Genomic DNA, 24,321 nt, shown 5'->3' with positions numbered 1-24,321 from the left:
TTAATGCGCATGATCATGATGTTCATGATCATGCGGTTGTTGATGCTGATCGTGCCCATGATCATGTTCTCCGACAAATAAGAAACTTCCGAGTGCAATAGCAACACCGGCTATCACAGCAATCATTTTCTTTTTATTGAATTTATGATGGTCAATTGAGCCCGATTCAAAAAGTATCGTCGTTGATATGTGCAAGAAAATACCAATAACCACAGCCATGATTTTATCAAAATATTGCTGGATATTGCCTACTTCACCCGCACTGATGGCTTTGCTCAGCAAAAAACCAAATGGAGTCATTGCCGCAAATAAAGCTAGTGTAATGAGGATGGTGTTTTTCTTTAAATGCGTGCTTATTAGAATACTTCCCAATGCAAATGCCGCCGGAATGTGGTGGATGGATATGCCTAGTGCAAGTTCAGTCTGATGTGTTGCCGCAAGTGGCATGCCCTCAAGAAAAGCATGAAGACATAGACTGAACATAATACCGATTGGAAAACGATGATTGTGGTGGTCGTGATCATTGTCGGTATGGATATGGCCATGCTCGATCCCTTGGGAGAACTGTTCAAGAAAGAGCTGGAAAAGAAATCCAGCAAGCACATAAATACCCAATACCTCAGGTGAAGTATTGTTAGACTGATAGACATGTGGAATGAGGTGCAGTACCGTAATAGAGAATAAATAGGCTCCACTGAAAGAAAGGATGAGTTTAAGGAAACTGGTTCCTTTCTTTTGTACAAAAAATACAGCAATTCCACTTGCAAATGCAGGTATGAATAAAATTAAAATCAATAAAATTGAATTCATTATACGTGTTCAGTTTTAAAAAAGCTAGGCACAAACCGTTTGAATAAGTAGCCTGTTGCCAATCCAACCAGGATACCTAAGGCTGAGCCACAGAGGACATCAAACGGGTAATGGACACCAACATAAATTTGAGAGACCGAAATTAGGGTTGCCCAGGTAATACAAAGCCAAAGCGCATGTTTCCATCTTCTCCGGAAAAGTACAATCCAGAAAAAAGCAAGGGAAAAATGATTGGCCGCATGAGAGGAGGTAAAGCTAAAGCCAGAGCCACATCGCACACGGATGTTGACATTTTCTTTAAACTCCACGTCGTTACACGGTCTGATCCTTTTTACAGTCTTTTTGATCAAATGAGATGATATACCATCGGAAATTCCGAAGGTAACCAAGGTCATGGCAACAATTAGAATTCCTGTTTTTCCATAGGTCTTTATGAAAAATATGATCAGAAATAAATACAAGGGGGCCCAAGTGTATGGATTGCGTAATATAGGCAATAACCAATCAAATACGGGGTTACTCAAGCCCTGATTAATGGCCAGAAAAATCTCTTGATCGATGTGTACTAATTGTTGAATCATAAATGTTGTTGATGACAATGAAATTCCCAAACTTTAAAAACTCACTTTTCAAAAGTAAAAATAATTTCATTGCAAACGGTTGTTTCTTTTAAAAACAACTTTGTTGCAACAAATATACGTTAAATATTCATTAATTATAATTTTAATTCGATATTTTATTGCCATTGTGCTAAATTTACACGTTAATCAATTCAAAAGAAATGACTTTAATTAAATCAATATCAGGAATACGAGGTACGATCGGCGGGCGTGCTGGAGAGGCACTTACCCCGATAGATATCGTTAAGTTTACGGCTGCTTATGGCAAAATAATTGTTAAGCAGAGTGGTATCAAAAAAATTGTTGTTGGAAGAGATGCGCGTGTTTCTGGTGAGATGGTAAGTAATTTGGTGATTGGAACCCTGCAAAGCATCGGTGTTGATGTGGTTGATTTAGGTCTTTCAACAACGCCGACGGTAGAGATTGCTGTACCTATGGAAAAAGCTGCTGGTGGTATTATTTTGACTGCTTCACACAATCCAGGTCAATGGAATGCGCTAAAGTTACTGAATGCAAAGGGCGAATTTATTTCAGATGCCGAAGGGCAAGAGGTATTGGCCCTTGGAGAATCCTTAGACTTTGATTTTTCAGAAGTTGAAGCATTAGGACAGGTTCATAAAGACTATTCATATTTACAGAAACATGTAGACGCTGTATTGGCGTTGGAATATGTTGATAAGGAAGCTATTAAAGCCGCTAATTTTAAAGTTGCTTTGGATGCCGTAAACAGTACCGGTGGTACATTTATACCTGCCTTATTGGATGCGCTTGGTGTGCAGACAATCTATAAAATCTATTGTGAGCCGAATGGTCAGTTTCCGCATAATCCCGAACCATTAAAAGAGAATTTGACAGATCTATCGGCTGCGGTTATTGAAAACAAAGCTGATTTAGGGATTGCTGTAGATCCAGATGTAGATCGATTGGTCTTTATGATGGAGGATGGTGAGCTATTTGGTGAAGAATATACCTTAGTGGCCGTAGCAGATTACTTATTGCAGCATAAAAAAGGAAATACAGTTTCTAATTTATCTTCTACACGCGCACTGCGTGATGTAACTAAAGCACATGGTGGCGAATATTATGCCGCTGCTGTTGGTGAAGTCAACGTGGTTACAAAGATGAAGGAAGTCGATGCGGTGATTGGCGGAGAAGGAAATGGCGGTGTTATCTATCCTGCATCTCACTATGGCCGTGATGCGCTGGTAGGGGTGGCCATCTTCTTGACACATCTGGCTAAACTTGGTAAAAAAGCCTCCGAATACCGTGCCTCTTTACCGCAGTACTTTATGTCAAAAAACAAGATTACACTGACTCCGGAATTGGATATTGACAACCTATTGGCCAAAATGGAGGAAAAATATAAAAATGAAGACCATTCAACAATCGATGGATTGAAAATAGACTTTGAAAATGAATGGGTTCATTTACGTAAATCGAATACCGAACCGATTATTCGGATTTACTCGGAGGGACCTACGCCTGAAGCTGCTGAGCAGATCGCGCAGAAGATTATCCGCGAAATTGAAGAAATAATTAAATAAAGACAAAAAGCTGCATATGCAGCTTTTTGTTTTAAGACTGATCTCATCGGAAGAGGATTGTCTTAGCTATTACGAAGTTTTATAATGTATGATTAGAAAGATCATTTTAGGTACGTATTGTTTTCTTAGTTTAATTTTATTTGTCTTTCCGACAAGTGCCCAGCAGCTTATGGACGAAATCAATGGGCTACTGGATCGTTGGCACAAAACTTCGGGTGAGGTAAAGTATGGCCCATTTTTGAATGTTATTGCTTCAGATGGAGTTATTTTGGGTACTGATCATGATGAAAGGTGGGATAAAGCCCATGCGGAGAAGTTCAGCGATCAATATTTCAATCCCAAAAATGCCTGGACTTACACCTATGACAAGCGGCATATCAGCTTTAATGCCGATAGCACGACGGCCTGGTTTGATGAAACGTTTAAGATCAATACCAAGTCCTTTCGTGGCGTGGGCGTATTAAGTAAGCAGGACAATGAATGGAAGCTTCGTCAATACAGCATGTCCATGTCGGCACCTTATGCGGATGTGAAAGCGGCCGTAGGTGGAAAGGCAGGTCAGAAAATTCACAGTAACCTGTTATTGGTTATGGTGCTGTTTTTCTTTATGGCCATGTTATTTGTGCTGAGTCAACGCCTCAAGATCTCTTATCCCATTCTGTTGGTTGTTGGCGGACTTGTGATCTCGTTGATCCCCGGGGCACCTGTCATAAGTGTTGATCCTGATATCGTGTTTATGGTATTTTTGCCACCCTTACTTTTTGAAGCAGCCTGGTATACCAATTGGGGGAATTTTCTGAAGTGGCGACGGTCTATTTTTATCATGGGCTTTGGTTTGGTATTCTTCACATCGCTGGCGATTGCCTACTTTTCGGTCAGTATTATTCCGGGATTTACCTTGGCGCTGGGCTTTTTGCTGGGTGGGATTATCTCTCCTCCAGATGCCGTGGCTGCTAGTTCTGTCCTGAAAGGGGTAAGTATTCCTAAACGGGGAATTGCGATATTGGAAGGGGAAAGCCTGGTGAATGATGCGGCCTCATTGACGGTATTTAGATTTGCATCTATTGCGATTCTTACCGGCCAATTTGTGATGAGCACTGCGACGACGCAGTTTCTGATGTTATCGGTCATGGGCGTCGTAGTTGGTCTGGTCATCGGTCACATCCTCTATATATTCTTACGTTATGTAGCTAAGTCGTCGAGTATTTCAACACCTATAACCCTTATTGCACCTTACCTGATGTATATTGTTGCGGAACATTTTGAGTGGTCGGGGGTCTTGGCCGTGGTTAGTGGCGGATTGTTTCTTTCTTTCCGGGCAGGGGATTACCTCAACTATCATACGCGTATCCAAACGAAAGAGGTTTGGGCGACAGTGGGCTTTCTCTTAAATGGATTTGTCTTTATTTTAATTGGACTTGAACTTCCGGTGATCATCAATGGTTTGGGGGAATACTCCATGGAGGAAGCTATTGATTATGCATTGGCGATTTGTGTAATTGTTATTGTTTTGCGATTAATCGCCGTTTATCTTTCGGCTTTTGTTCCCAGGATATTGTTCAAACGGGTCCGCATCAAGGAAAAGAGTCCAGGATGGAAATTGCCCCTGGTCGTTGGCTGGGCCGGTATGCGCGGAGTGGTTTCTTTGGCATCAGCATTAGCAATACCATTGACGTTATATGATGGAACGGCCTTCCCACACCGAAATCTGATTTTGTTCATTACCTTTGTGGTTATTTTAGTGACACTTGTCTTTCAGGGGCTTACATTGCCTTTGTTGATTAAATTGATAAAAATTGAAGAAGTCGATGAGCAAGCTTCGATGGAAGAACAGATCGATGAGATTCGGGTACGTCTTGGCAAAGAATCTATTGCGTATCTGGATAAACATTACGCAAAGGAAATGCTGGAGCATGAGACAATTGCCCGTGTTAAAGAGCAGATCATCCGGAGCGTAAATGCATCCGAACGAGCAAAAGAGGAGGATACCCGTGCGCAGCTTTCTGCAGTAAGGGGGCTCTATAATAAAATTATGTTGGAACTTTTAGCGCTACGTCGTGACGGTCTGTACAAGATCAAAGAAAGTAAGGCTTTTGACAGTGATGTTATTAAAGAGATCGAGTATTCCCTGGATTTGGAAGAATCGCGTTTGTCGCGCAAGTAGTTGTTTATAAACGAGTAAATCTCGGTTTTTTGCTCGTCGAAACCTAGTGTCGGCGTTGCAAGAAATACGCTTAGTCGAGCAAAAAATAGTGCGCTAGTGTTGTAAGAAATAACGTGCAGAGGTGCAAAAAATAGCGCATTTAGCTTATAATGCTAAATGCGCTATTTTTCCTTTATCGCCCGCTAAAAATATTGCTCGGCCTTTTTTTGCCTTTTGTACGGCATTGAAGCTTTCCTTTCCGATAGACGTCCAGTTTTTTCCGCCGTCATTCGAGAGGTCTGTACCCGAGGTACCTGTGCTGATTAGCTGTTTTTTGGAAATATATATCACGGCCGACTTAAAGCCAGCGGGAGCTGTTTCTGGTGCAAACCATGTTTTACCGCCATCGTTGGTTAGTAGGCTATTTTTTTCTTTGTTTTTATCCGCTTTGTAATCGCCACCGACTACAATGCCAGTTTTCGACGAGTAAAATGCTACGGAAAAAGGACCGGTGCTATTTTTCCCCTGAATGATGGGGCAGCTGTAACGTTGCCATGTGTCCCCCTGATCTTTGCTGCTGTAGATATTGGCTGCTGTTCCACCGGTGGCAATCCAGTATGTCCCTTTATTATCGTAGTATATGGATGTTCCACTGGCTGCAAAACCAGCCTCTCCTTCGGTAATTGTAAAGTGCATATTCGCGGATATATCTTTCCAGGACCTTCCGAAATCGATGCTTTTTAATAGGGGCATTTTCCCCTGAATAGCGTCGCCAAAGGCAATGCCGACCCCTTTTGGTGTAAAAGCAAAACCGTCATAAAATATTTCGGGTCGCTTATCTATGAATACTTCTTTCCAGCTTCGACCGCCATCATGGGTACTTAAGATGATGGCAGGGGAACCTGCCGAAATAATTAAGGCTTCATTCTCATCAAATGCTTCGATATCCCTAAAATCTGTTTTTTCGTAGCCAATTGGATTGACCCACTGCCAGTTTTTTCCGGCATCGGTGCTGAGCCCGACGGTACCGTTGCTTCCGCTTACCCATACCGTTGTATCATCGACCACGCTTAGGCCTCTGTAGCTGCTGTTTCGCTCTTGATTTACGATGTTGATTTTTGCTTGTTGAGCACTCAGCTGGCTCAATAAGAAGGTTTGGATAATAAAGACCAGAAATAAAGGTTTCATGTGGTTATGCTTTTTATTTAAACAAATCTACTCGTCTTTTTGAAATTTTTCCCTGTTTTTTTAAGATTGTTTTGCGGAGCTGAAGAAATCCAACGGTCATTTTCCGTGGTGATTTAAAATAAGGAATGCTCAGTACGACCAACAGCGCGATGCAGGCGGAAGTGCCGAGGGCTCCGCCATAACCAGTAAAAAATTTACTGGTATTGAGCAGTATTGTCGTGAAAATAGCGCCAGCTAGAGCCAAACCGAAATAGGTTGATAACTGGTTTTTGGAGACCATGCCTATAAATGACGCGCCTATAAAAATAGGGGGGATGTACTGTGCGAGATAAGGAGAAACACTTTGTGGGAAGAAATGTAGAAAACCTGCAACAAGTAAGGTCAGCAATGCCGATGAACGCACTGCCCCTTGGTGAAACTTGGTGTTGACATAGTATGTCGCCGTGCTCCCGATGATGCCAACTAGGTATAAAATGAATGTTTCCATATTACTTAAAAATATATAAAAGGAGGTAAGTCAGTGAAACACCAAGAAAGGCCAATGTGCCTAGTTTACCGCCGACACCATTTAATAAACTTTTCGATACAATCAGAAAGATCGCTGTAAAAATACTCGCTGCTAAAATAAAAGAGAACCCATGAGCCACTTGCGCATTGGACATTCCTACAAATGCGCCGCAATAAATTGCTGCTGGAAGGTGGGGCAGATAAGTCGAATTTTTGTTGATATTTGGAATGAAAGAGGCTATGGTACCTGTCAGCGCTGCCCCCAATACAGGACCCAAACCGAAGATCTGATTGAAATAGTAGGATGAAATCGCACCTATAGGTACCCAAATAGCAATTTTAATCGATTCATATTCATGCCTGTGATGATGAATGGGCGATTTAAGGTAACTGTATAAGATCAGTAGGGACAATAGGCCAATAAAAGCCAATACAATATAAGAATGTGTATTTTCTACAAAGATGGCCACTAAAAAAAGGGCCTGAATGACGAATAATAAGCAGATGCTTATTATCCTAAATTTCTGCCGGGCTTGCATTTAAACAAATTTAGGCAAAGGTACTGATTATTTGTCTATTCTATTGGTAGATTTTCTTTTTATCAATATGGGATCAAGAACAATCTGTTCGATGGCATCGTACGGATTTTTTTGTTTGACCATTTTCAGAAAGAGTTTTGCACATTCTTCCCCCATTTTGTTGGCCTGTTGATCAATACTTGACAGTGTAGGGCTAATAAAGGAAGAAAAGGTCTGGTTTGCAAAACCGATCACTCCTGTTGCTGGAATGGCAATATTTGCAGTTTTTAATGCCTGTATAATCCCGACAGCTGTAAAGTCATCACCACCAATAAAGGCGTCCGGTTGGATTGCAGATTTTAGAATCTGTTTAGTTCCTTTGATGCCGGCTTCAATGGATAAGTCGCCGCGAATGATAAAGTCTTTCTGCGGGGAAATCTGCGCATCTTTTAAGGCTGCTTCGAATCCATGGAAACGATCCTGGAAAATAGCGATTTCTTTGTCCGTTGTGATAAAGGCAATGTTTTTATAGCCCTGTTCGAACAGATGTTGTGTGGCAAGATAACCCGCTTTAAAGTCGTCGAGTTTCACGACGGGAGCGGGAATATCTTTATGGGTACGGTCAAAAATAACCAGGCATTTGCGCTGATTGATCACTTCCTGAAAATGCTGGGTTTCTTGCGTCTCCAGCGACAACGAAGCAATGATGCCGTCTACCTGAGCTTCAAGTAAGGTCTTCACGCCATTGACTTCATCTTCAAACGATTCATTCGATTGATAAAGCAATAGGCTGTAGTTGTGTTTTTTTAACTCTTTTTCAATGCTATGTACGGCTTCTGCAAAAAAATGAATTTGCATGGTAGGAACAATGACACCGATGGTATTGGACTTGCCCGAGGAAAGAGAAGAGGCCAACTTATTGACGCTGTAATTCAATTCCTTTGCTTTGTCGAGCACCAGCTTTCGTGTCGCCTCGCTGATCGTAGGCACATTATTCAATGCGCGCGATACGGTAGAGACTGTCACTCCAAGCGCACGGGCTATATCATAAATTGTCGTTTTTTTATTCACGCTCCAAAGTAAATAATTTTATTTAATATTTTGATAATTCAGAAACATACCCTACTTTTATGCAACCGGTTGCAGTGTAAGGCCGATGTTGTTTTTTATAACCAATTTGAATTGATTACCATGTATTTATTAGGTATAGACGTAGGTACTTCTTCTGTAAAAGTTTCGATTGTCGAGGCATCTTCACAACGTAAGGTTTGCTCGGTGCAATATCCGGACGTAGAAGCTCCCATCATTACGTTGGAGCCCAATTGGGCAGAACAGAACCCGCTCGATTGGTGGGACTACTTTAAACAGGCTTTATTGAAGGCAAATGCGTTAGGGTTATACGATCCCAAAGCGATTTCCGCCATTGGTATTGCCTATCAGATGCACGGCTTAGTTATCGTCGATAAAGATCAGAACGTGTTGCGAAATGCAATTATCTGGTGCGATAGCAGGGCTGTAGAAATAGGGAATGCTGCTTTCGATGAAATCGGAAGATCTTTTAATCTGAGCCATCACTTGAATTCTCCGGGGAATTTTACGGCGTCTAAGCTGGCTTGGGTGAAGGCTAATGAACCGGCGATCTATGAAAAAATAGATAAGATCATGCTGCCGGGCGATTTTATCGCCATGAAACTTTCGGGACAGGTGACAACTTCCATATCAGCCTTGTCTGAGGGAATATTTTGGGATTTCAAAAACAATAAGCTGTCGGATACCATCATGGATTATTATGGCTTTGAGGATCATCTTATTCCTGAGATCTTACCCGTGTTTTCGACCCATGGACAGATTAAAACAGCTGTTGCCGAGGAGCTTGGCCTCTCTGGCACAGTGACTATCAATTATAAAGCTGGTGATCAGCCCAATAACGCACTTTCCCTCAATGTCCTTCAACCCGGGGAAGTTGCCGCGACCGCGGGCACTTCAGGGGTTATCTATGGGGTGAGCGACCAGTTGATTGCAGACCGCGAATCGCGCGTAAATACATTTGCCCATGTGAATTATCAGGAGAATGATATCCGGACAGGGGTATTGCTCTGTATCAATGGAACAGGGATTATGAATAGCTGGGGGAGACGTTTGATGGGCCACGATTTGTCTTATGAGCAGATTAATGCGATGGCTGGCGCATCTCCTATCGGTAGCAAAGGATTGCAGGTTATCCCATTTGGCAACGGTGCCGAACGGATGCTCAACAACCAAACCGTTGGGGCTTCAATTTCAGCGATAGATTTGAATAGGCATGAGACAAGCGATATGCTGCGTGCTATACAGGAAGGTATTGCATTTGCTTTTCGCTATGGTTTGGATATCATGCGCGAAAATAATCTGCATCCAAATATGATTCGTGCAGGTTATGCGAATTTATTCTTGAGCTCCGTTTTCAGGGAGTCATTTGTGGGGGCCACTGACGTTCCTGTAGAAATCTTTAATCATGATGGCAGTATTGGTGCCGCTCTTGGAGCAGGTATAGGAAGTGGGTATTATGCCGATTTTACAGAAGCTTTTCGTTCTTTGAAACCCGTGTATACAGTGGAACCTCAATTTGTAGCGCAATATGAGGAGCACTATCAGCAATGGAAGGAATTATTAAACAAACAAATAAATAACAAATAAGATGAATATTATCAAAGGGAAAAAGGAATTTTTCAAGGGCGTTGGCCAAATTCAATTCGAAGGAAAAGACAGCACAAATCCATTGGCTTTCCGTTATTATAATCCAAAACAAATTGTTGGTGGCAAGACCATGGAAGAGTATTTTAAATTTGCCTGTTCATACTGGCATTCTTTCAACGGTAACGGATCTGATCCATTTGGCGGACCGACACATCAATTTCCATGGGATGAAAGCAACGACGTAATCACGAGGGCAAAAGATAAAATGGATGCAGCATTCGAATTTATTAGTAAAATAAACATACCCTATTATTGCTTTCATGATGTGGACTTAGTTGATTATTCGGATAATGTGGTTGAAAATGAAAAACGTCTGTCGACTATCGTTGATTATGCGAAGGAAAAACAACAGGAAAGCGGTATAAAATTGCTTTGGGGAACAGCCAATCTTTTTAGCCATAAACGCTACATGAATGGAGCAGCAACTAATCCAGATTTTCATGTTCTTGCACATGGTGGCGCACAGGTCAAGGCAGCCTTGGACGCAACGATTGCTCTTGGTGGTGAAAATTATGTGTTCTGGGGTGGAAGAGAGGGGTATATGAGCCTTTTAAATACCAATATGAAGCGTGAGCAGGAACATCTTGCCCAGTTTTTACACATGGCCAAGGATTATGCCCGCAAAAATGGTTTTAAAGGAACTTTCTTTATAGAGCCGAAACCATGTGAGCCTACAAAACATCAATACGATTATGATGCGGCTACCGTGCTGGGCTTCCTGCGTCAGTATAATCTTTTGGAAGATTTTAAATTAAATTTAGAGGTAAACCATGCGACATTGGCCGGACATACGTTCCAGCATGAGCTACAGGTTGCTGTAGATGCAGGTAAATTGGGCTCCATTGATGCTAACCGTGGTGATTATCAAAATGGATGGGATACGGATCAATTTCCGAATGATATTAATGAATTGACCGAAGCCATGTTGATTATTTTAGAAGGTGGTGGATTCCAAGGTGGAGGTGTGAATTTTGATGCCAAAATCCGTCGCAACTCAACAGATCCTGAAGATTTGTTTTATGCACATATCGGTGGTATGGATCTTTTTGCACGCGCGCTTGTTACGGCAGATCGTATCCTTCAAGACTCGGATTACAAAAAAATACGGGCCGATCGTTATGCTTCTTTTGATACAGGTCATGGTGCATCATTTGAAGAACGAACACTGACCCTGGAGAACTTAAGGGATTTAGCAGTGGAATTAGGAGAACCAAAAACGATTAGCGGTAAGCAGGAGTATTTAGAAAATTTGGTCAATAGATATATATAGTTCTAAAAATATTTCTATATTAGGCGATCAAATTAAACCAATTACCAATACATGAATAATTATTTAAGCACAAAAGATTACATCGTTTTCCTGGTATACTTTGTTATTGTGGCAGGTTACGGATTATGGGTGTATTATCGCAAGAAATCTGAATCTGTAGGTTCCAAAGACTATTTTTTGGCTGAGGGGTCATTGACTTGGTGGGCTATCGGAGCTTCACTTATTGCGTCCAATATTTCGGCCGAGCAATTTATCGGTATGAGCGGTTCCGGATTTAAGATGGGATTGGCTATTGCGACTTACGAGTGGATGGCTGCCATTACACTGATTGTCGTTGCGGTATTTTTTATCCCGGTATACTTAAAGAACAAGATCTTTACGATGCCACAGTTTCTCCATAAACGATATAATGGAACTGTTGCGATGATCATGGCCGTTTTCTGGTTACTGTTGTATGTTGTCGTCAATTTGACTTCTATCCTCTATTTGGGAGCCATTGCGGTAAGTAGTATTTCCGGTATCAGTCTGGATGCCTGTATGTATGCCATTGCGATTTTTGCTGTGATCATTACATTGGGGGGAATGAAAGTAATCGGTTATACGGATATTATTCAGGTTTTCTTTTTGGTATTGGGTGGTTTGGCGACCACTTACCTAGCCTTGAACCTCGTTTCAGAGCACTATGGTGGCTCAGGAGTACTGGAAGGCTATCACTTGATGACCGAAAAAGCTTCCGACCACTTTCATATGATTCTGGATCGTAAAAATGAGAACTATCTCGATTTACCGGGGCTAACCGTATTGATTGGCGGTATGTGGATCGTTAATTTGAATTACTGGGGGTGTAATCAATACATCACGCAACGCGCGCTTGGAGCAGATTTGAAAACCGCGAGAAATGGTATCTTGTTTGCCGCATTTCTGAAGTTATTAATGCCTATCATTGTTGTGTTGCCGGGTATTGCAGCCTATGTCATGTGGAAAGATGGCTTGTTTCAAAATGAAATGATGCAACATGGTGAGGTAAACCCTGACCACGCTTATCCAGTTTTGTTGAATTTATTGCCAGCGGGTTTAAAAGGCTTGTCTTTTGCAGCACTAACAGCTGCAGTGGTCGCTTCTTTGGCAGGTAAAGCAAACAGTATCGCTACAATCTTCTCCTTGGATATTTATAAAAAAGTATTCAATACAGAAGCATCGGACAAGAAATTGGTCAATATCGGCAAGCTAACTGTTGTGGTTGCCATGATTTTGGGTGTGCTGATTGCTCCACATTTGGGTATTGATAAAAAAGGTGGATTCCAATATATTCAAGAATATACGGGTTTTGTATCTCCAGGTATTTTTGCGATGTTCATTTTAGGATTCTTCTGGAAGAAAGCAACTTCAAATGCAGCTTTGTTTGCAACAATTGGTGGTTTTATTTTCTCCATCATCTTCAAGAAATTGCCGGATTGGGTCGATCTGTCATTCTTGTCATCGACAGGTTTCTCCGTTCCAAATCCAACAACAGGAGTCTACGAAATTCCATTTTTGGATAGAATGGGATTCGTCTTCATCATCTGTATTATCGGTATGATTCTCATCAGTATAGTCGACAATAAGCGCGGTGTCGTGCCAGCTGGATTGGAAGTTGATACCACGATGTTTAAACCACACCGGGCGTTTTTGGTCATTGCATTGATCGTAGCGCTATTGGTTACAGCATTATATTCTATTTATTGGTAAACCAATAGCAAATAAGATTTTAAAAACTCCTATCAATCTCGGTTGATGGGAGTTTTTTGTTTGTTTTAAAAATACCTATCTTGGTTTTACTAAAACCATTGCTTAACGAAAGATTGCTGCTATGAAAAGAAGATCCCCCTTGCTACTGATGACGCTGTTTGGATTGCTCACTACCTGTACGCCGATGCTGAGTTCCGCCCAGCGTACACAGAAACCACCTTTACATGGAAAACATTGGATGGCTATTACGGGTAAGCCCTTGGCGGCAACAGCGGGTGCCCAGCTATTTCAACAAGGGGGAAATGCGGTGGACGCTGCTTGTGCAATGCTCGCAGCAACCTGTACGATGTGGGATGTACTGAGTTGGGGCGGAGAGACGCAAGCGTTAATTTATCATCCGAAACTAAAGAAGGTCATTGCGATAAATGCTTTGGGGGTAGCACCCAGTGGAGCGACAGTCGATTTTTTTAGATCAAAGGGCTACGAATTTCCACCAGAATATGGTCCTCTTGCTGCTGTCACACCGGGTACACCCGGCGGTTTGTGCTATATGTTGGCTCATTATGGAACGAAAAGTCTAGCAGAAGTATTAGCTCCTGCTCTTGAAATGGCTGCAGGGTACCCGATTGATGCGCAAACTGCAACGAGTATTGAACGTGGCAAAGAGCGCATTAAAGAATGGCCATACAGTAAAAAGGTGTTTTTAGTACATGATGGTAAATCCTGGGAAGCTCCCGAGGCGGGAGAGGTTTTCGTGCAGCAGGATCTGCATAAGACCCTGTCCAAATTGGTAGAAGCCGAAAAGCAGGCTCTTGCGGCGGGAAAAGACCGGAAAGCTGCAATCATGGCTGCTTATGACCGGTTTTATACCGGCGATATTGCAGATGAATTTGTCCGTGGCAGTAAGGAGCAAGGTGGCTTAATCACGAAAGCAGACTTAGCCAATTGGAAACCCATTGAGGAGGAACCATTGCATGTCAATTATAAGGGCGTTGACGTGTATAAATTACAAGAATGGACACAGGGACCAGCCATGCTACAGAGTTTGCAGTTGCTGAAAAACTTCGATCTAAAGGCAATGGGTTATAATTCTGCTTCTTATATTCATACACTCTATCAGGTTATGAACTTGGCCTTTGCCGATCGGGATTTTTATTACGGTGATCCCTACGGTAAACCTAAGACACCAATTCAAGGCCTTTTGAATGAGTCCTATGCCAAGACTAGGGCCGCAACCATTGATCTTAAGCAAAATAACCCGAATGTACTTCCCGGAGACCCTTATCCCTACGAAGGTAAGCAGAATCCGTATCTTTCGTTACTTGAGCAGCGTAAGAAAGAGTTTACGCCACATACGGAGCTGAAAAATGATTTTGTCCCTAAACATGACGCACGCTCAAGTTCGTCGCGAACGGAATTGCCAAAAAAAGCTCTTTTGGCATCTTTAACGGTGGATAGTGCTTATGTCGACCGTTTATTGCGGGGAACCACAAGCGTTGAAGCTGCGGATGAAGAAGGTTGGGTCGTTTCGATCACACCAAGTGGTGGTTGGCTCCCTGCCTATATTGCCGGGAATACCGGGGTGGGCATGAGCCAACGTTTGCAGAGTTTTGTCTTAGATTCGTTGATTAACCCGTTCAATGTGGTCGAGCCGGGCAAAAGACCTCGTGTGACGCTCACCCCTTCAATGGCCTTGAAAAACGGAAAACCTTACCTTTCTTTTGCCGTGCAGGGCGGAGATACACAGGATCAAAACCTATTGCAGTTTTTCTTGAATATGGTCGAGTTTGGTATGACGCCACAACAAGCCAGCGAGGCGGCCAATATCAACAGTAACCAGCTTTGGCTATCGCTGGGAGGAACGAAGACCGATGATCGAAAACCGCGCTCAGGTAGCCTTCTATTGGATAAAAATACGGCACCAGCAATTATTGAACAATTAAAGAAAATGGGGTATAGCATACAGCTCGGTGATCGTACCAGTGGACCTATAAATGCTATTTATTTCGACCAGCAGCACCATACACTTTGGGGTGGCAGCAGCAACAATGGGGAGGACTATGGCATCGGGTGGTAGTGTCTCATTAGCTTGCTGCTGGGTTTTGGTTTTGTTATCTCCATGGTATTTGTTATCTTACCTACTGATCGGAAACTGATTTTTGTTATGGAGGGTAGTGTCAATAAATATTCGTTTGTTTTTCAGCCTGATGAAGCTGGTATTGTCTTGGTAGATGGCTTAAAACGGCGACTACGTGCATCGTTAGCCGAACTGTTTCCCGACAAAAACAAAGGCTGGTATCCCAGTTGCAATTCCAAAGCCCATGTAACGATATGTGCTTTTGAAGCAGATGGGAGTAAACTGACAATGGCTATTGAGGCTTTGCAGGAGACTTTGGTCTATGAGCGGAGTCAGTATGTTTATTTCGATCATTTTTCATCATTCGCCGGTGGTGCGTACTATATTGCACCGACTGTGCACGCCCGGAGTTATCTCAAGGACCGGGCGCGAAAGGTTGTTCAAACTTTAGCGGAGTTTGATTTGATCGAGATTAGCGACGAACCCCATATTTCGATTGGACGACGTCTGGAACCAGAACAGCTTGAAATTGCAAAAGAACAGTTGCGGTCTGTCGACCTGAGCTTTATGTGCAAGGGCGTTCATGTGCGGCAGTTTAAACCTGATTTAGGGCAGTACGAGATCATCGATTTCATCCAATTTGGCAACCAATCAAAGGAAAATTCTGGCCAGCTGGCATTTAAATTCTAATAATATCGCGGTTTAATTGCCTAATAATGTAAAGCTTTTTATCTTTAAGGCCGACAATAGACGATATTGCACTTATAGTACTTTATGCATTACGACGAATCTCATCATAAATCCCTATCTGATATCCATGAAAGTGTAGATGTCAATCAAGGGAAATCCAAATTTAAGAAGATACTTAGTTTCTTTGGTCCGGCTTATCTCATTAGTGTGGGGTATATGGATCCAGGTAACTGGGCTACCGATCTTGCTGGAGGAAGCCAATTTGGCTATACCCTGATTTGGGTGCTGTTGATGAGTAATATCATGGCGCTAGTACTACAGAATCTATGTGCCCGTTTAGGTATTGTACGCGGTAAAGACCTTGCGCAGTGTAACAGGGAAACCTATCCTAAACGGATGAATTTTGTGCTCTATGTACTTGCTGAAATTGCAATTGCAGCCTGCGACCTGGCGGAGGTTTTGGGTATGGCAATCGGTCTTAACCTCCTTTTCGGCATTGATCTGCTCTGGGGGGTAATGATCAGTTTTGCAGATACTTTCTTATTGCTCTATCTTCAGAAGCTAGGGATGCGGAAAATGGAACTTTTTATCATTGGCCTGATTGCGCTTATCGGCATGTGTTTCATGGTAGAAATGTTTTTGGCGAAACCGGATTTTGCCGAGGTGGCCACTGGATTTATACCCAGTATCCCGAATAGTGCCGCACTATATATTGCCATAGGCATTATAGGCGCGACCGTCATGCCGCATAATCTATATTTGCACTCGGCTCTTGTACAGACACGGAAGATTGACCGGAATGAGGTTTCTATTCGAAAATCGCTCAAGTATAACTTTTGGGATAGTGCCATTGCCTTGAACCTGGCCTTTTTGGTAAATGCCGCGATATTGATTCTTGCAGCCTCTGTTTTTCACAAAAACGGTATGCATGACGTAGCCGAACTTGAAGATGCTTACCACCTACTGGGCAATCTTCTTGGAACGGAATGGGCCTCAAAATTATTTGCTGTTGCCTTGATTCTTGCCGGGCAGAGCTCAACGGTGACGGGAACCCTAGCCGGTCAGATTGTGATGGAGGGATACCTTCGATTGCGGATTAGTCCGACTTTGCGAAGGATTATAACCCGGCTTTTGGCGATTATCCCGGCTGTATTGGTGATTCTTATTTCGGGCGAAGGTCGGGTTGGACAGCTGCTGATCTTTAGTCAGGTGATCTTGAGTATGCAGCTCGCTTTTGCCGTCATTCCGTTGATCCATTTTGTGAGCGATAAAGTCAAGATGGGTATTTTTGCCATTAAACCGCTAACAAAAATTGTGGCCTGGCTGATCGCGGCCATTATTGCTGTTCTGAATTTTAAATTGGTCTACGACGAAGTGGTCGGCTGGATTGGTGAAGCTGATAATATTGTGGTAACGGTATTATTGGTGATGGGCGCTGTGGGTTTGTTTGCCTTATTGATGATGACCGTATTATACCCCATTTTACTCAAATCGAAACCAACGGAGCTGGAGGTTCACCCACCATTTGAGGCATTGCATTTTGAACATAAGGGCTCTTTTAAGAAAGTTGTGATTGCGTTGGATTTCTCAAATTCAGATCAGAAAGTAATCCAATATGCTTTACAGTTGTCGCATGACGACACGACCTTTGTCGTTGTACATATTGTTGAGAGTGCATCGGTGAAATATACCGGGGATTCGACGGATGATTATGAATCGCGTCAGGATTTGGAACGGCTGAAATTGTATGCTGATTTTCTATTGTCGCAAGGACATCAAACTGAATATGAACTTGGATACAATAACCGGATCAAGAGTATTGCAGAAGTATGTGAAAAATACGGCGCCGATCTATTGGTCGTTGGAAGCCATGGGCACAGCGGTGTGAAGGATTTTGTTTTTGGTGAGACAGTTAACAAGCTACGGCATGCGGTGAAAGTCCCTGTTTTTATCGCCCAATAGGTCTTAAGGAGCTATCCCAAAGAGCATCTGTCTATTCACTGTAATTTTATTGCTGAAAAAGTGAAGGGAGGGGTCGGTAAGTGCTAAATAATTTGTACTTTTGCGACATCAAATCAAGATATGAGCGACGCTATTAAACACGAGTGCGGAATCGCACTAATTCGCCTGTTAAAACCCTTATCTTATTATCAGGAAAAATATGGTACGCCATTTTATGGCATCAACAAATTGTACCTATTAATGGAAAAACAGCACAACCGTGGACAAGACGGGGCTGGAATTGCAACCATTAAATTTGATGTTAAACCTGGAAATCGTTACATTTCGCGTTACAGAGCAATGGGCTCAACTGCTGTGGCAGACATATTCGAATATGTACAGAAAAAATTTGCTTCTGTTCAGAAAGCATTTCCGGAGGAGTCAAAAGATACGCAATGGTTAAAAGATAACGTAAGTTTTACGGGAGAAGTACTTTTAGGACATTTGCGCTATGGAACGCATGGAAAGAACAGTATCGAAAGCTGTCACCCATTTTTAAGACAAAACAATTGGATGTCTCGTAATTTGGTGGTAGCGGGTAACTTCAACATGACCAATGTGGATGAATTGTTGCAACAATTATATGAGTTGGGACAACATCCAAAGGAAAAAGCAGATACCGTAACCGTTTTGGAAAAAATTGGCCATTTCTTAGATGATGAGAACCAGGATCTTTTCGATCAATTCAAAAAAGAAGGTCATTCTAATATTGAGATCAGCTCGCTGATTGCTAAAAATATTGATGTTACCAAAATATTGAAGCGTTCGGCCAAAACTTGGGATGGCGGTTACACCATCGCAGGTATCTTTGGTCATGGTGATGCTTTTGTTATGCGCGACCCAGCTGGTATCCGTCCGGCGTTTTATTATCAGGATGAGGAAATCCTGGTTGTAGCATCGGAAAGACCGGTCATCCAAACTGCATTCAATATTCCTATTGGTGCTGTGAAGGAAATTAAACCAGGCCATGCCCTGATCGCTAAAAAAGATGGTACAGTATCCCAAGAGATGTTTAGACAGCCCGTAGAACAACGTTCTTGTTCTTTCGAACGGATTTACTTCTCACGTGGATCAGATGCTGATATCTATCAAGAACGTAAAGAATTAGGAAGATTACTGGTACCTCAGGTATTGGAATCTGTTAAAAATAACATCAAAAATACCGTATTCTCGTTTATTCCAAATACAGCTGAAGTATCTTACTATGGCCTAATGGATGGTATCAATGCCTACGTTCGGGATTTTCAAAAAGATACTTTATTGAATCGTTCAGAAAAAATTTCTGATGAAGAATTGGATGAAATCTTGAGTATTAAACCTCGTTTTGAAAAACTCAACGTGAAGGACGCTAAACTGCGTACGTTCATTACGCAAGATGCGGACCGTACAGACATGGTACAGCACGTATACGATACAACGTACGGTATTGTAAAGGATCACGAAGATACGATCGTTGCCATTGATGACTCGATTGTTCGGGGAACAACATTGAAACAAAGTATTTTAACGATCCTAGATCGTTTGAATCCGAAAAAAATCGTGATCGTTTCATCTGCGCCTCAGATCCGTTATCCAGATTGTTATGGTATCGATATGTCACGTATGGGTGAGTTTGTCGCATTCGAAGCCGCAATTAATCTCCTAAAACAACGTGGTATGGCACATATTATCGATGAAGTTTATCAAAAATGTGTATTATCAATGACTCAGGACGTTAATGATATCGATAATTATGTCAAAGCGATCTATGCACCTTTTACTGATGAAGAGATTTCGGAAGAAATTGCTCGTATCGTAAGACCTCACCACCTGAAAGCAGAGCTTGAAGTAATTTACCAAACTTTGGATAATTTACACAAAGCTTGTCCAGACCATAAGGGTGATTGGTATTTCTCCGGTGATTACCCAACACCTGGTGGAAACAAGGTTGTCAATAAAGCTTATATGAACTGGATTGAAGGAAAGAATGTAAGAGCATATTTCAGCAACTAAGTTCAAAATTATAATAGGAAGGGATGCATTTATGCATCCCTTTTTTTTTATATTCGTACCAATTAATTTCAATATCCTAAATTAAAAAACCGATTAAAGCAAGGGAATTGCTGTCCGTAAATAAATCTATCATGAAGCATATTTTTAAGAGCCTCTATTTTCAAGTCATCGTGGGTATACTTGTGGGGATCATCTGTGGTATCTATTACCCCGATTTTGCTGTTAAGCTAAAACCATTAGGAGATGCTTTTATTAAACTGATCAAGATGGTTATTGCGCCATTGATTTTTAGCTCCATTGTGATCGGGATAGCGGGAATGCAGGATACGAAAAAAGTGGGGAAAATCGGTTTAACCTCCATTATCTATTTCGAGATCATGACAACGATTGCCCTGATTATCGGTCTGGTCTTTGTTAATTGGATACAGCCGGGTACTGGCATGAATGCCGATCCAGCGAGTCTTGATGTATCTTCGGTATCCCATTATATTTCAGAATCCAAAGAACCACATAGTTTTATGGATTTTATCATCGGGATCATTCCAGGTAATGTGATTGCTGCGGTAGCGTCTGACAATATGTTGCAGGTACTCGTTTTTGCAGTGCTATTTGGGATTGGTATGACAAAAATAGGGCAGAAAGCTTCCGAGCCTGTGCTCAATGTATTGCAATCTTTTCTGAAGGTTCTCTTCTCCATTATCAAAATGATCATGTACCTGGCTCCAATCGGGGCAATGGGAGCAATGGGTTTTACGATCGGTAAGTTTGGAATCCAGGCCTTATCTAAACTCGGTATGCTGATGTTGAGCTTCTACCTGACCTGTTTTATCTTCGTGATCATCGTGATTGGGGCCGTATTGTATTTTTATCTCAAGGTGAATGTTTTTAAGTTTTTAAAATATATCAAAGAAGAGATTTTAATCGTTTTGGGGACTTCCTCTTCTGAGTCGGCTTTGCCGGGGATTATGCAGAAGATGGAAGATGCGGGCTGTGCCAAGCCTGTTGTGGGCTTAGTTATCCCCACGGGTTATTCTTTCAATCTGGATGGGACAAGTATCTATCTGACTATGGCAGCGGTCTTTATTTCGCAGGCACTCAATATGCATCTCAGCCTGGAGCAGGAAATTACCTTATTGTTGGTATTGCTATTGACCTCCAAAGGTGCTGCAGGCGTAACAGGAAGCGGTTTCGTTACCCTTGCTGCGACTTTGCCTGTAGTAGGCCATGTACCGGTAGAATCTGTCGCTTTGATCTTTGGTGTGGATCGTTTTATGAGTGAAGCAAGGGCGATAACCAATTTGATCGGAAATTCAGCGGCAACGCTGGTGATTTCAAAATATGAAGATAGTTTGGACGAGGAGCTCCTACATGAAAAGTTAGGTTCTAAACGATGATTTCTGCAATCAAAAGCTATGATAAAAGAAGCTTGGCTCCAACAAAGAATTGTTTGAAAAGTCAGCTCAAACCGTTTAAGAATAGCTGATAAGGTTTTGTGAGCGAAATAGAAGATTATATCTCCTATTACAATAATCAACGGATAAAACTAAATTTAAATGGAATGAGCCCGACAGAATATCGAGCTCATTATTACAAATCTAATTAACTAAATTTGTCCAATCTTTTGGGGGCAGTCCAAATTTTGAATAGCCCCTTTCTATTCAAAACCTTTCAGGTATCTGTTAATTCTCTTTTTTGGTATTTTCTATATCTTGAGCCAGATCGATGGCACCAGTTACTTTTTCTTCCAATAGCGCGAGTTTGATCACCTGCGACATTTCAGTCACATAGTGGAATTGCATGTCTTTGATATAATCTTCCTTGATTTCCAAGATGTCTTTTTCATTGGATTTACAAAGGATAATATCTTTGATGTTCGCACGTTTTGCGGCAAGGATTTTCTCCTTAATACCACCAACAGGCAATACTTTTCCACGTAATGTAATTTCACCTGTCATGGCTAATTTTTCCTTCACTTTACGTTGGGTAAATAGCGATGTCAGTGCTGTGAGCATGGTTATACCAGCTGAAGGGCCATCTTTTGGAATGGCACCCGCAGGAACGTGGATATGGATATCCCAATGGTCGAAAACGCGGTAGTTAATGCCGAAATCCGAAGCGTGGGCTTTCAGGTAGGCTAGTGCTATCGACGCAGATTCTTTCATGACATCACCCAAATTACCTGTCAGGCTCAAACGTCCTTTTCCTGGGCTCAGCGAAGATTCTATAAATAGGATATCGCCACCTACGGAAGTCCAGGCCAAACCCGTTACGACACCGGCAACATTGTTATTTTCATAAATGTCCTTATCAAATATTGGAGCACCTAGGATATCAAGCAGATCCTGTTCGTTAATACTCGGACTGTAATCCTTTTCCATGACAATGCGTGTTGCAATACCACGTACGACAGAGCCGATCTTTTTTTCTAATCCACGCACACCAGATTCACGTGTGTAATCCTCGATAATCTGTTCGATGATCTTAGCTTTTAACGAGACATCTTTGGCCGCCATTCCATGCATTTCGCGTTGTTTTGGCAAAAGGTGTTTTTTCGCGATTTCGATTTTCTCCTCGATGGTATAACCATTCACTTCGATAATTTCCATCCGATCCAATAACGCAGGTTGAATAGCGCTCAAGGAATTGGCCGTCGCAATAAACATCACTTTGGAAAGGTCAAACTCCATTTCGACATAGTGATCATAGAAATGTGTGTTTTGTTCCGGATCTAATACCTCCAATAAGGCCGACGAAGGATCTCCTTTGAAGTCCGCACTCATTTTATCGATTTCGTCCAAAATAAAAACCGGATTTGCTGCTCCTGCTTTTTTCAGGGACTGGATGATACGGCCCGGCATTGCGCCGATATAGGTTTTGCGGTGTCCTCTGATTTCTGCTTCATCGCGTACACCACCCAAGGCCATACGGGTATATTTACGCCCCAATGCTTTGGCAATAGATCTTCCCAAAGAGGTTTTACCGACTCCAGGAGGGCCTACTAAACAAAGAATAGGTGCTTTCATATCATTTTTTAATTTCAATACCGCAAGGTATTCAATGATACGTTTTTTTACTTTCTCAAGCCCATAATGATCTTTATCGAGCACTTTTTGTGCTTTGTTTAAATCAAAATTGTCTTTTGTTGTTTCATTCCAGGGTAGATCAAGTAGTAGCTCAAGGTAATTGAGCTGTACCGAATAATCTGCAGCCGCAGGATTGATACGCGATAGCTTTTCGAGTTCTTTTGTGAAATGTTTTTCTACATCAACATTCCATTTCTTTTTCTTACCCCGTTTTTTAAGCTCTTCCAGCTCAAGATCGGGCGTGTTTCCACCCAGCTCTTCCTGGATTGTTTTGAGCTGTTGGTTCAAGAAATAATCACGTTGTTGCTTGTCAAGGTCGACGCGTACTTTATTCTGGATCTGGTGTTTTAGTTCCAGCATCTGGATTTCTGTCGTCAGCAGTTCCAATAAAAGTTTGGCACGGTTCTCCACTTTGGGTATCTGAAGCAGTTCCTGTTTTCTGATCATTTCGACATTGATATTCGACGAAATGAAGTTGATCAGAAACGAGGGACTTTCAATATTTTTGATGGCTATACCAGCTTCACTAGGTAAGTTTGGCGAAAGTTGGATGATCTGCAGCGCCATTTCTTTTAAAGTAGAAATTGTCGCTTTAAAGTGCTTGGTCATCTTCGGTTTCGCTTCGTTGAATTTCTCCACACGCGCCTTTAAATAAGGTTCGGTTTCGACAATTTCCAACAAGTTGAACCGTTGTTTTCCCTGGATAATGACGGTGGTATTACCATCAGGCATTTGGAGTACTTTAATGATATGAGCTACAGTGCCCACTTTATTTAGTTCTTCAAATCCTGGGTCCTCTACAGTCATATCCTTCTGAGAAACAACACCAATAGTTTTGCTGCCTTTATAAGCTTCTTTGACTAATTTGATGGATTTATCTCGACCTACGGTAATCGGAATGACAACACCGGGAAATAATACGGTATTACGTAAAGGCAAAATAGACAATGCTTCTGGAATTTCAGCATTCGCCATATTATCTTCATCCTCTTGTGTAAGTAAAGGGAAGAATTCGGTATCCTCTGCAACGATTGGAATTGCTTGACTGAAATCAAAAGTTTCGAATTTGCTCATAGTATTTATTTTGTGTATTTGGCAGTCGCTGACATGTTGACGGCTGACTTTCAAATTTTAAGCTTCTATTATTGTTTCCCCTATATTGCAAGGGAAGTGCCAATTGCTAAAAGTGAGCAAAATTACAAATCTATTTTCTAGAATAGGAAAAAAAGGCAGGTTAAATAAAATTTATCTGCCATTTGTTGGAGAAATAGGCATAATAATTGTAATATTGGAATGTGAAAGGGCACCGATGGCAGTTCTTGCGTTTAAAGAAATCAACCGGCGGTTTTTTCAAAAATGTAGAAACGATCACACGTGATCATTAAAGAGTGAATATAAAAACGTAACTATTTAG

General features: G+C 41.8%; 18 protein-coding genes. 11 read left to right on the top strand and 7 right to left on the bottom strand.

All coding sequences use genetic code 11. From position 1 onward, the window contains the following. Together B2O97_RS22900 and B2O97_RS22895 are read right to left on the bottom strand one after the other, a co-directional pair. A complete protein-coding gene (locus B2O97_RS22900; RefSeq protein ID WP_075993914.1) occupies positions 1–810 on the bottom strand; it encodes a ZIP family metal transporter in 810 nt (269 codons plus the stop codon). After that, positions 810–1,391 carry a phosphatase PAP2 family protein gene (locus B2O97_RS22895; protein ID WP_120336230.1) on the bottom strand — a complete coding sequence of 194 codons (582 nt, stop codon included), beginning with the start codon at positions 1,389–1,391 and terminating at the stop codon, positions 810–812. The genes B2O97_RS22900 and B2O97_RS22895 overlap by 1 nt, the downstream gene beginning before the upstream one ends. 200 nt (positions 1,392–1,591) lie before the next feature. Here B2O97_RS22895 and glmM point away from each other — a divergent pair, with 200 nt between their 5' ends. Together glmM and B2O97_RS22885 are read left to right on the top strand one after the other, a co-directional pair. Beyond that, positions 1,592–2,974, top strand: coding sequence for a phosphoglucosamine mutase (glmM, locus tag B2O97_RS22890; protein ID WP_286768254.1), 1,383 nt, complete (start codon positions 1,592–1,594; stop codon positions 2,972–2,974). A gap of 88 nt (positions 2,975–3,062) precedes the next feature. Continuing rightward, positions 3,063–5,138 (top strand): Na+/H+ antiporter, encoded by a 2,076-nt coding sequence (locus B2O97_RS22885; protein WP_286768253.1) that lies wholly within the window; start codon positions 3,063–3,065, stop codon positions 5,136–5,138. 144 nt (positions 5,139–5,282) lie between these two features. Here B2O97_RS22885 and B2O97_RS22880 read toward each other — a convergent pair whose 3' ends face one another. Genes B2O97_RS22880 through B2O97_RS22865 form a run of 4 tightly spaced genes read right to left on the bottom strand, consistent with a single transcriptional unit; the run spans position 5,283 to position 8,401 of the window. Further along, a complete protein-coding gene (locus B2O97_RS22880; RefSeq protein WP_286768252.1) occupies positions 5,283–6,305 on the bottom strand; it encodes a WD40/YVTN/BNR-like repeat-containing protein in 1,023 nt (340 codons plus the stop codon). Positions 6,306–6,318: 13 nt separating this feature from the next. Next, the gene (locus tag B2O97_RS22875) at positions 6,319–6,792 is read right to left on the bottom strand and encodes a hypothetical protein (protein WP_248932455.1); all 474 of its coding nucleotides are present in this window, start codon (positions 6,790–6,792) and stop codon (positions 6,319–6,321) included. Between the two features lies 1 nt (position 6,793). Further along, complete coding sequence (locus B2O97_RS22870; protein WP_075993909.1) at positions 6,794–7,351, bottom strand: hypothetical protein; 558 nt, start codon at positions 7,349–7,351, stop codon at positions 6,794–6,796. A gap of 27 nt (positions 7,352–7,378) precedes the next feature. Then, positions 7,379–8,401, bottom strand: coding sequence for a LacI family DNA-binding transcriptional regulator (locus B2O97_RS22865; RefSeq protein ID WP_286768251.1), 1,023 nt, complete (start codon positions 8,399–8,401; stop codon positions 7,379–7,381). A gap of 120 nt (positions 8,402–8,521) precedes the next feature. Here B2O97_RS22865 and B2O97_RS22860 point away from each other — a divergent pair, with 120 nt between their 5' ends. The 9 genes from B2O97_RS22860 to B2O97_RS25290 all read left to right on the top strand — a co-directional run bounded on the left by B2O97_RS22860 (position 8,522) and on the right by B2O97_RS25290 (position 21,427). Continuing rightward, positions 8,522–10,006 carry a xylulokinase gene (locus tag B2O97_RS22860; RefSeq protein WP_286768250.1) on the top strand — a complete coding sequence of 495 codons (1,485 nt, stop codon included), beginning with the start codon at positions 8,522–8,524 and terminating at the stop codon, positions 10,004–10,006. Position 10,007: 1 nt separating this feature from the next. Beyond that, a complete protein-coding gene (gene xylA / locus B2O97_RS22855) occupies positions 10,008–11,336 on the top strand; it encodes a xylose isomerase (protein WP_286768249.1) in 1,329 nt (442 codons plus the stop codon). Positions 11,337–11,387: 51 nt separating this feature from the next. Then, positions 11,388–13,064 carry a sodium/sugar symporter gene (locus tag B2O97_RS22850; protein WP_088162628.1) on the top strand — a complete coding sequence of 559 codons (1,677 nt, stop codon included), beginning with the start codon at positions 11,388–11,390 and terminating at the stop codon, positions 13,062–13,064. A gap of 121 nt (positions 13,065–13,185) precedes the next feature. Continuing rightward, entirely contained in the window at positions 13,186–15,141 is a 1,956-nt protein-coding gene (locus tag B2O97_RS22845; RefSeq protein ID WP_286768248.1) for a gamma-glutamyltransferase family protein, read from the top strand. A gap of 42 nt (positions 15,142–15,183) precedes the next feature. After that, complete coding sequence (locus B2O97_RS22840; protein WP_075993905.1) at positions 15,184–15,831, top strand: 2'-5' RNA ligase family protein; 648 nt, start codon at positions 15,184–15,186, stop codon at positions 15,829–15,831. 84 nt (positions 15,832–15,915) lie between these two features. Next, positions 15,916–17,793 (top strand): Nramp family divalent metal transporter, encoded by a 1,878-nt coding sequence (locus tag B2O97_RS22835; RefSeq protein ID WP_286735337.1) that lies wholly within the window; start codon positions 15,916–15,918, stop codon positions 17,791–17,793. Positions 17,794–17,913: 120 nt separating this feature from the next. Then, positions 17,914–19,824 carry a class II glutamine amidotransferase gene (locus B2O97_RS22830; RefSeq protein WP_286768247.1) on the top strand — a complete coding sequence of 637 codons (1,911 nt, stop codon included), beginning with the start codon at positions 17,914–17,916 and terminating at the stop codon, positions 19,822–19,824. Positions 19,825–19,955: 131 nt separating this feature from the next. Beyond that, positions 19,956–21,218 carry a C4-dicarboxylate transporter DctA gene (dctA, locus tag B2O97_RS22825; protein WP_145329722.1) on the top strand — a complete coding sequence of 421 codons (1,263 nt, stop codon included), beginning with the start codon at positions 19,956–19,958 and terminating at the stop codon, positions 21,216–21,218. 98 nt (positions 21,219–21,316) lie between these two features. Continuing rightward, positions 21,317–21,427 carry an IS3 family transposase gene (locus B2O97_RS25290; RefSeq protein WP_083295844.1) on the top strand — a complete coding sequence of 37 codons (111 nt, stop codon included), beginning with the start codon at positions 21,317–21,319 and terminating at the stop codon, positions 21,425–21,427. A gap of 76 nt (positions 21,428–21,503) precedes the next feature. Here B2O97_RS25290 and lon read toward each other — a convergent pair whose 3' ends face one another. Further along, a complete protein-coding gene (lon, locus tag B2O97_RS22820) occupies positions 21,504–23,981 on the bottom strand; it encodes an endopeptidase La (RefSeq protein WP_286768246.1) in 2,478 nt (825 codons plus the stop codon). Positions 23,982–24,321 lie beyond the last annotated feature (340 nt).

The sequence above is a fragment of the Sphingobacterium sp. UBA865 genome (genome assembly GCF_002295765.1).
GTDB classification, from domain to species: Bacteria; Bacteroidota; Bacteroidia; order Sphingobacteriales; family Sphingobacteriaceae; genus Sphingobacterium; species Sphingobacterium multivorum.
This window is presented reverse-complemented; position numbering and strand designations above follow the sequence as displayed.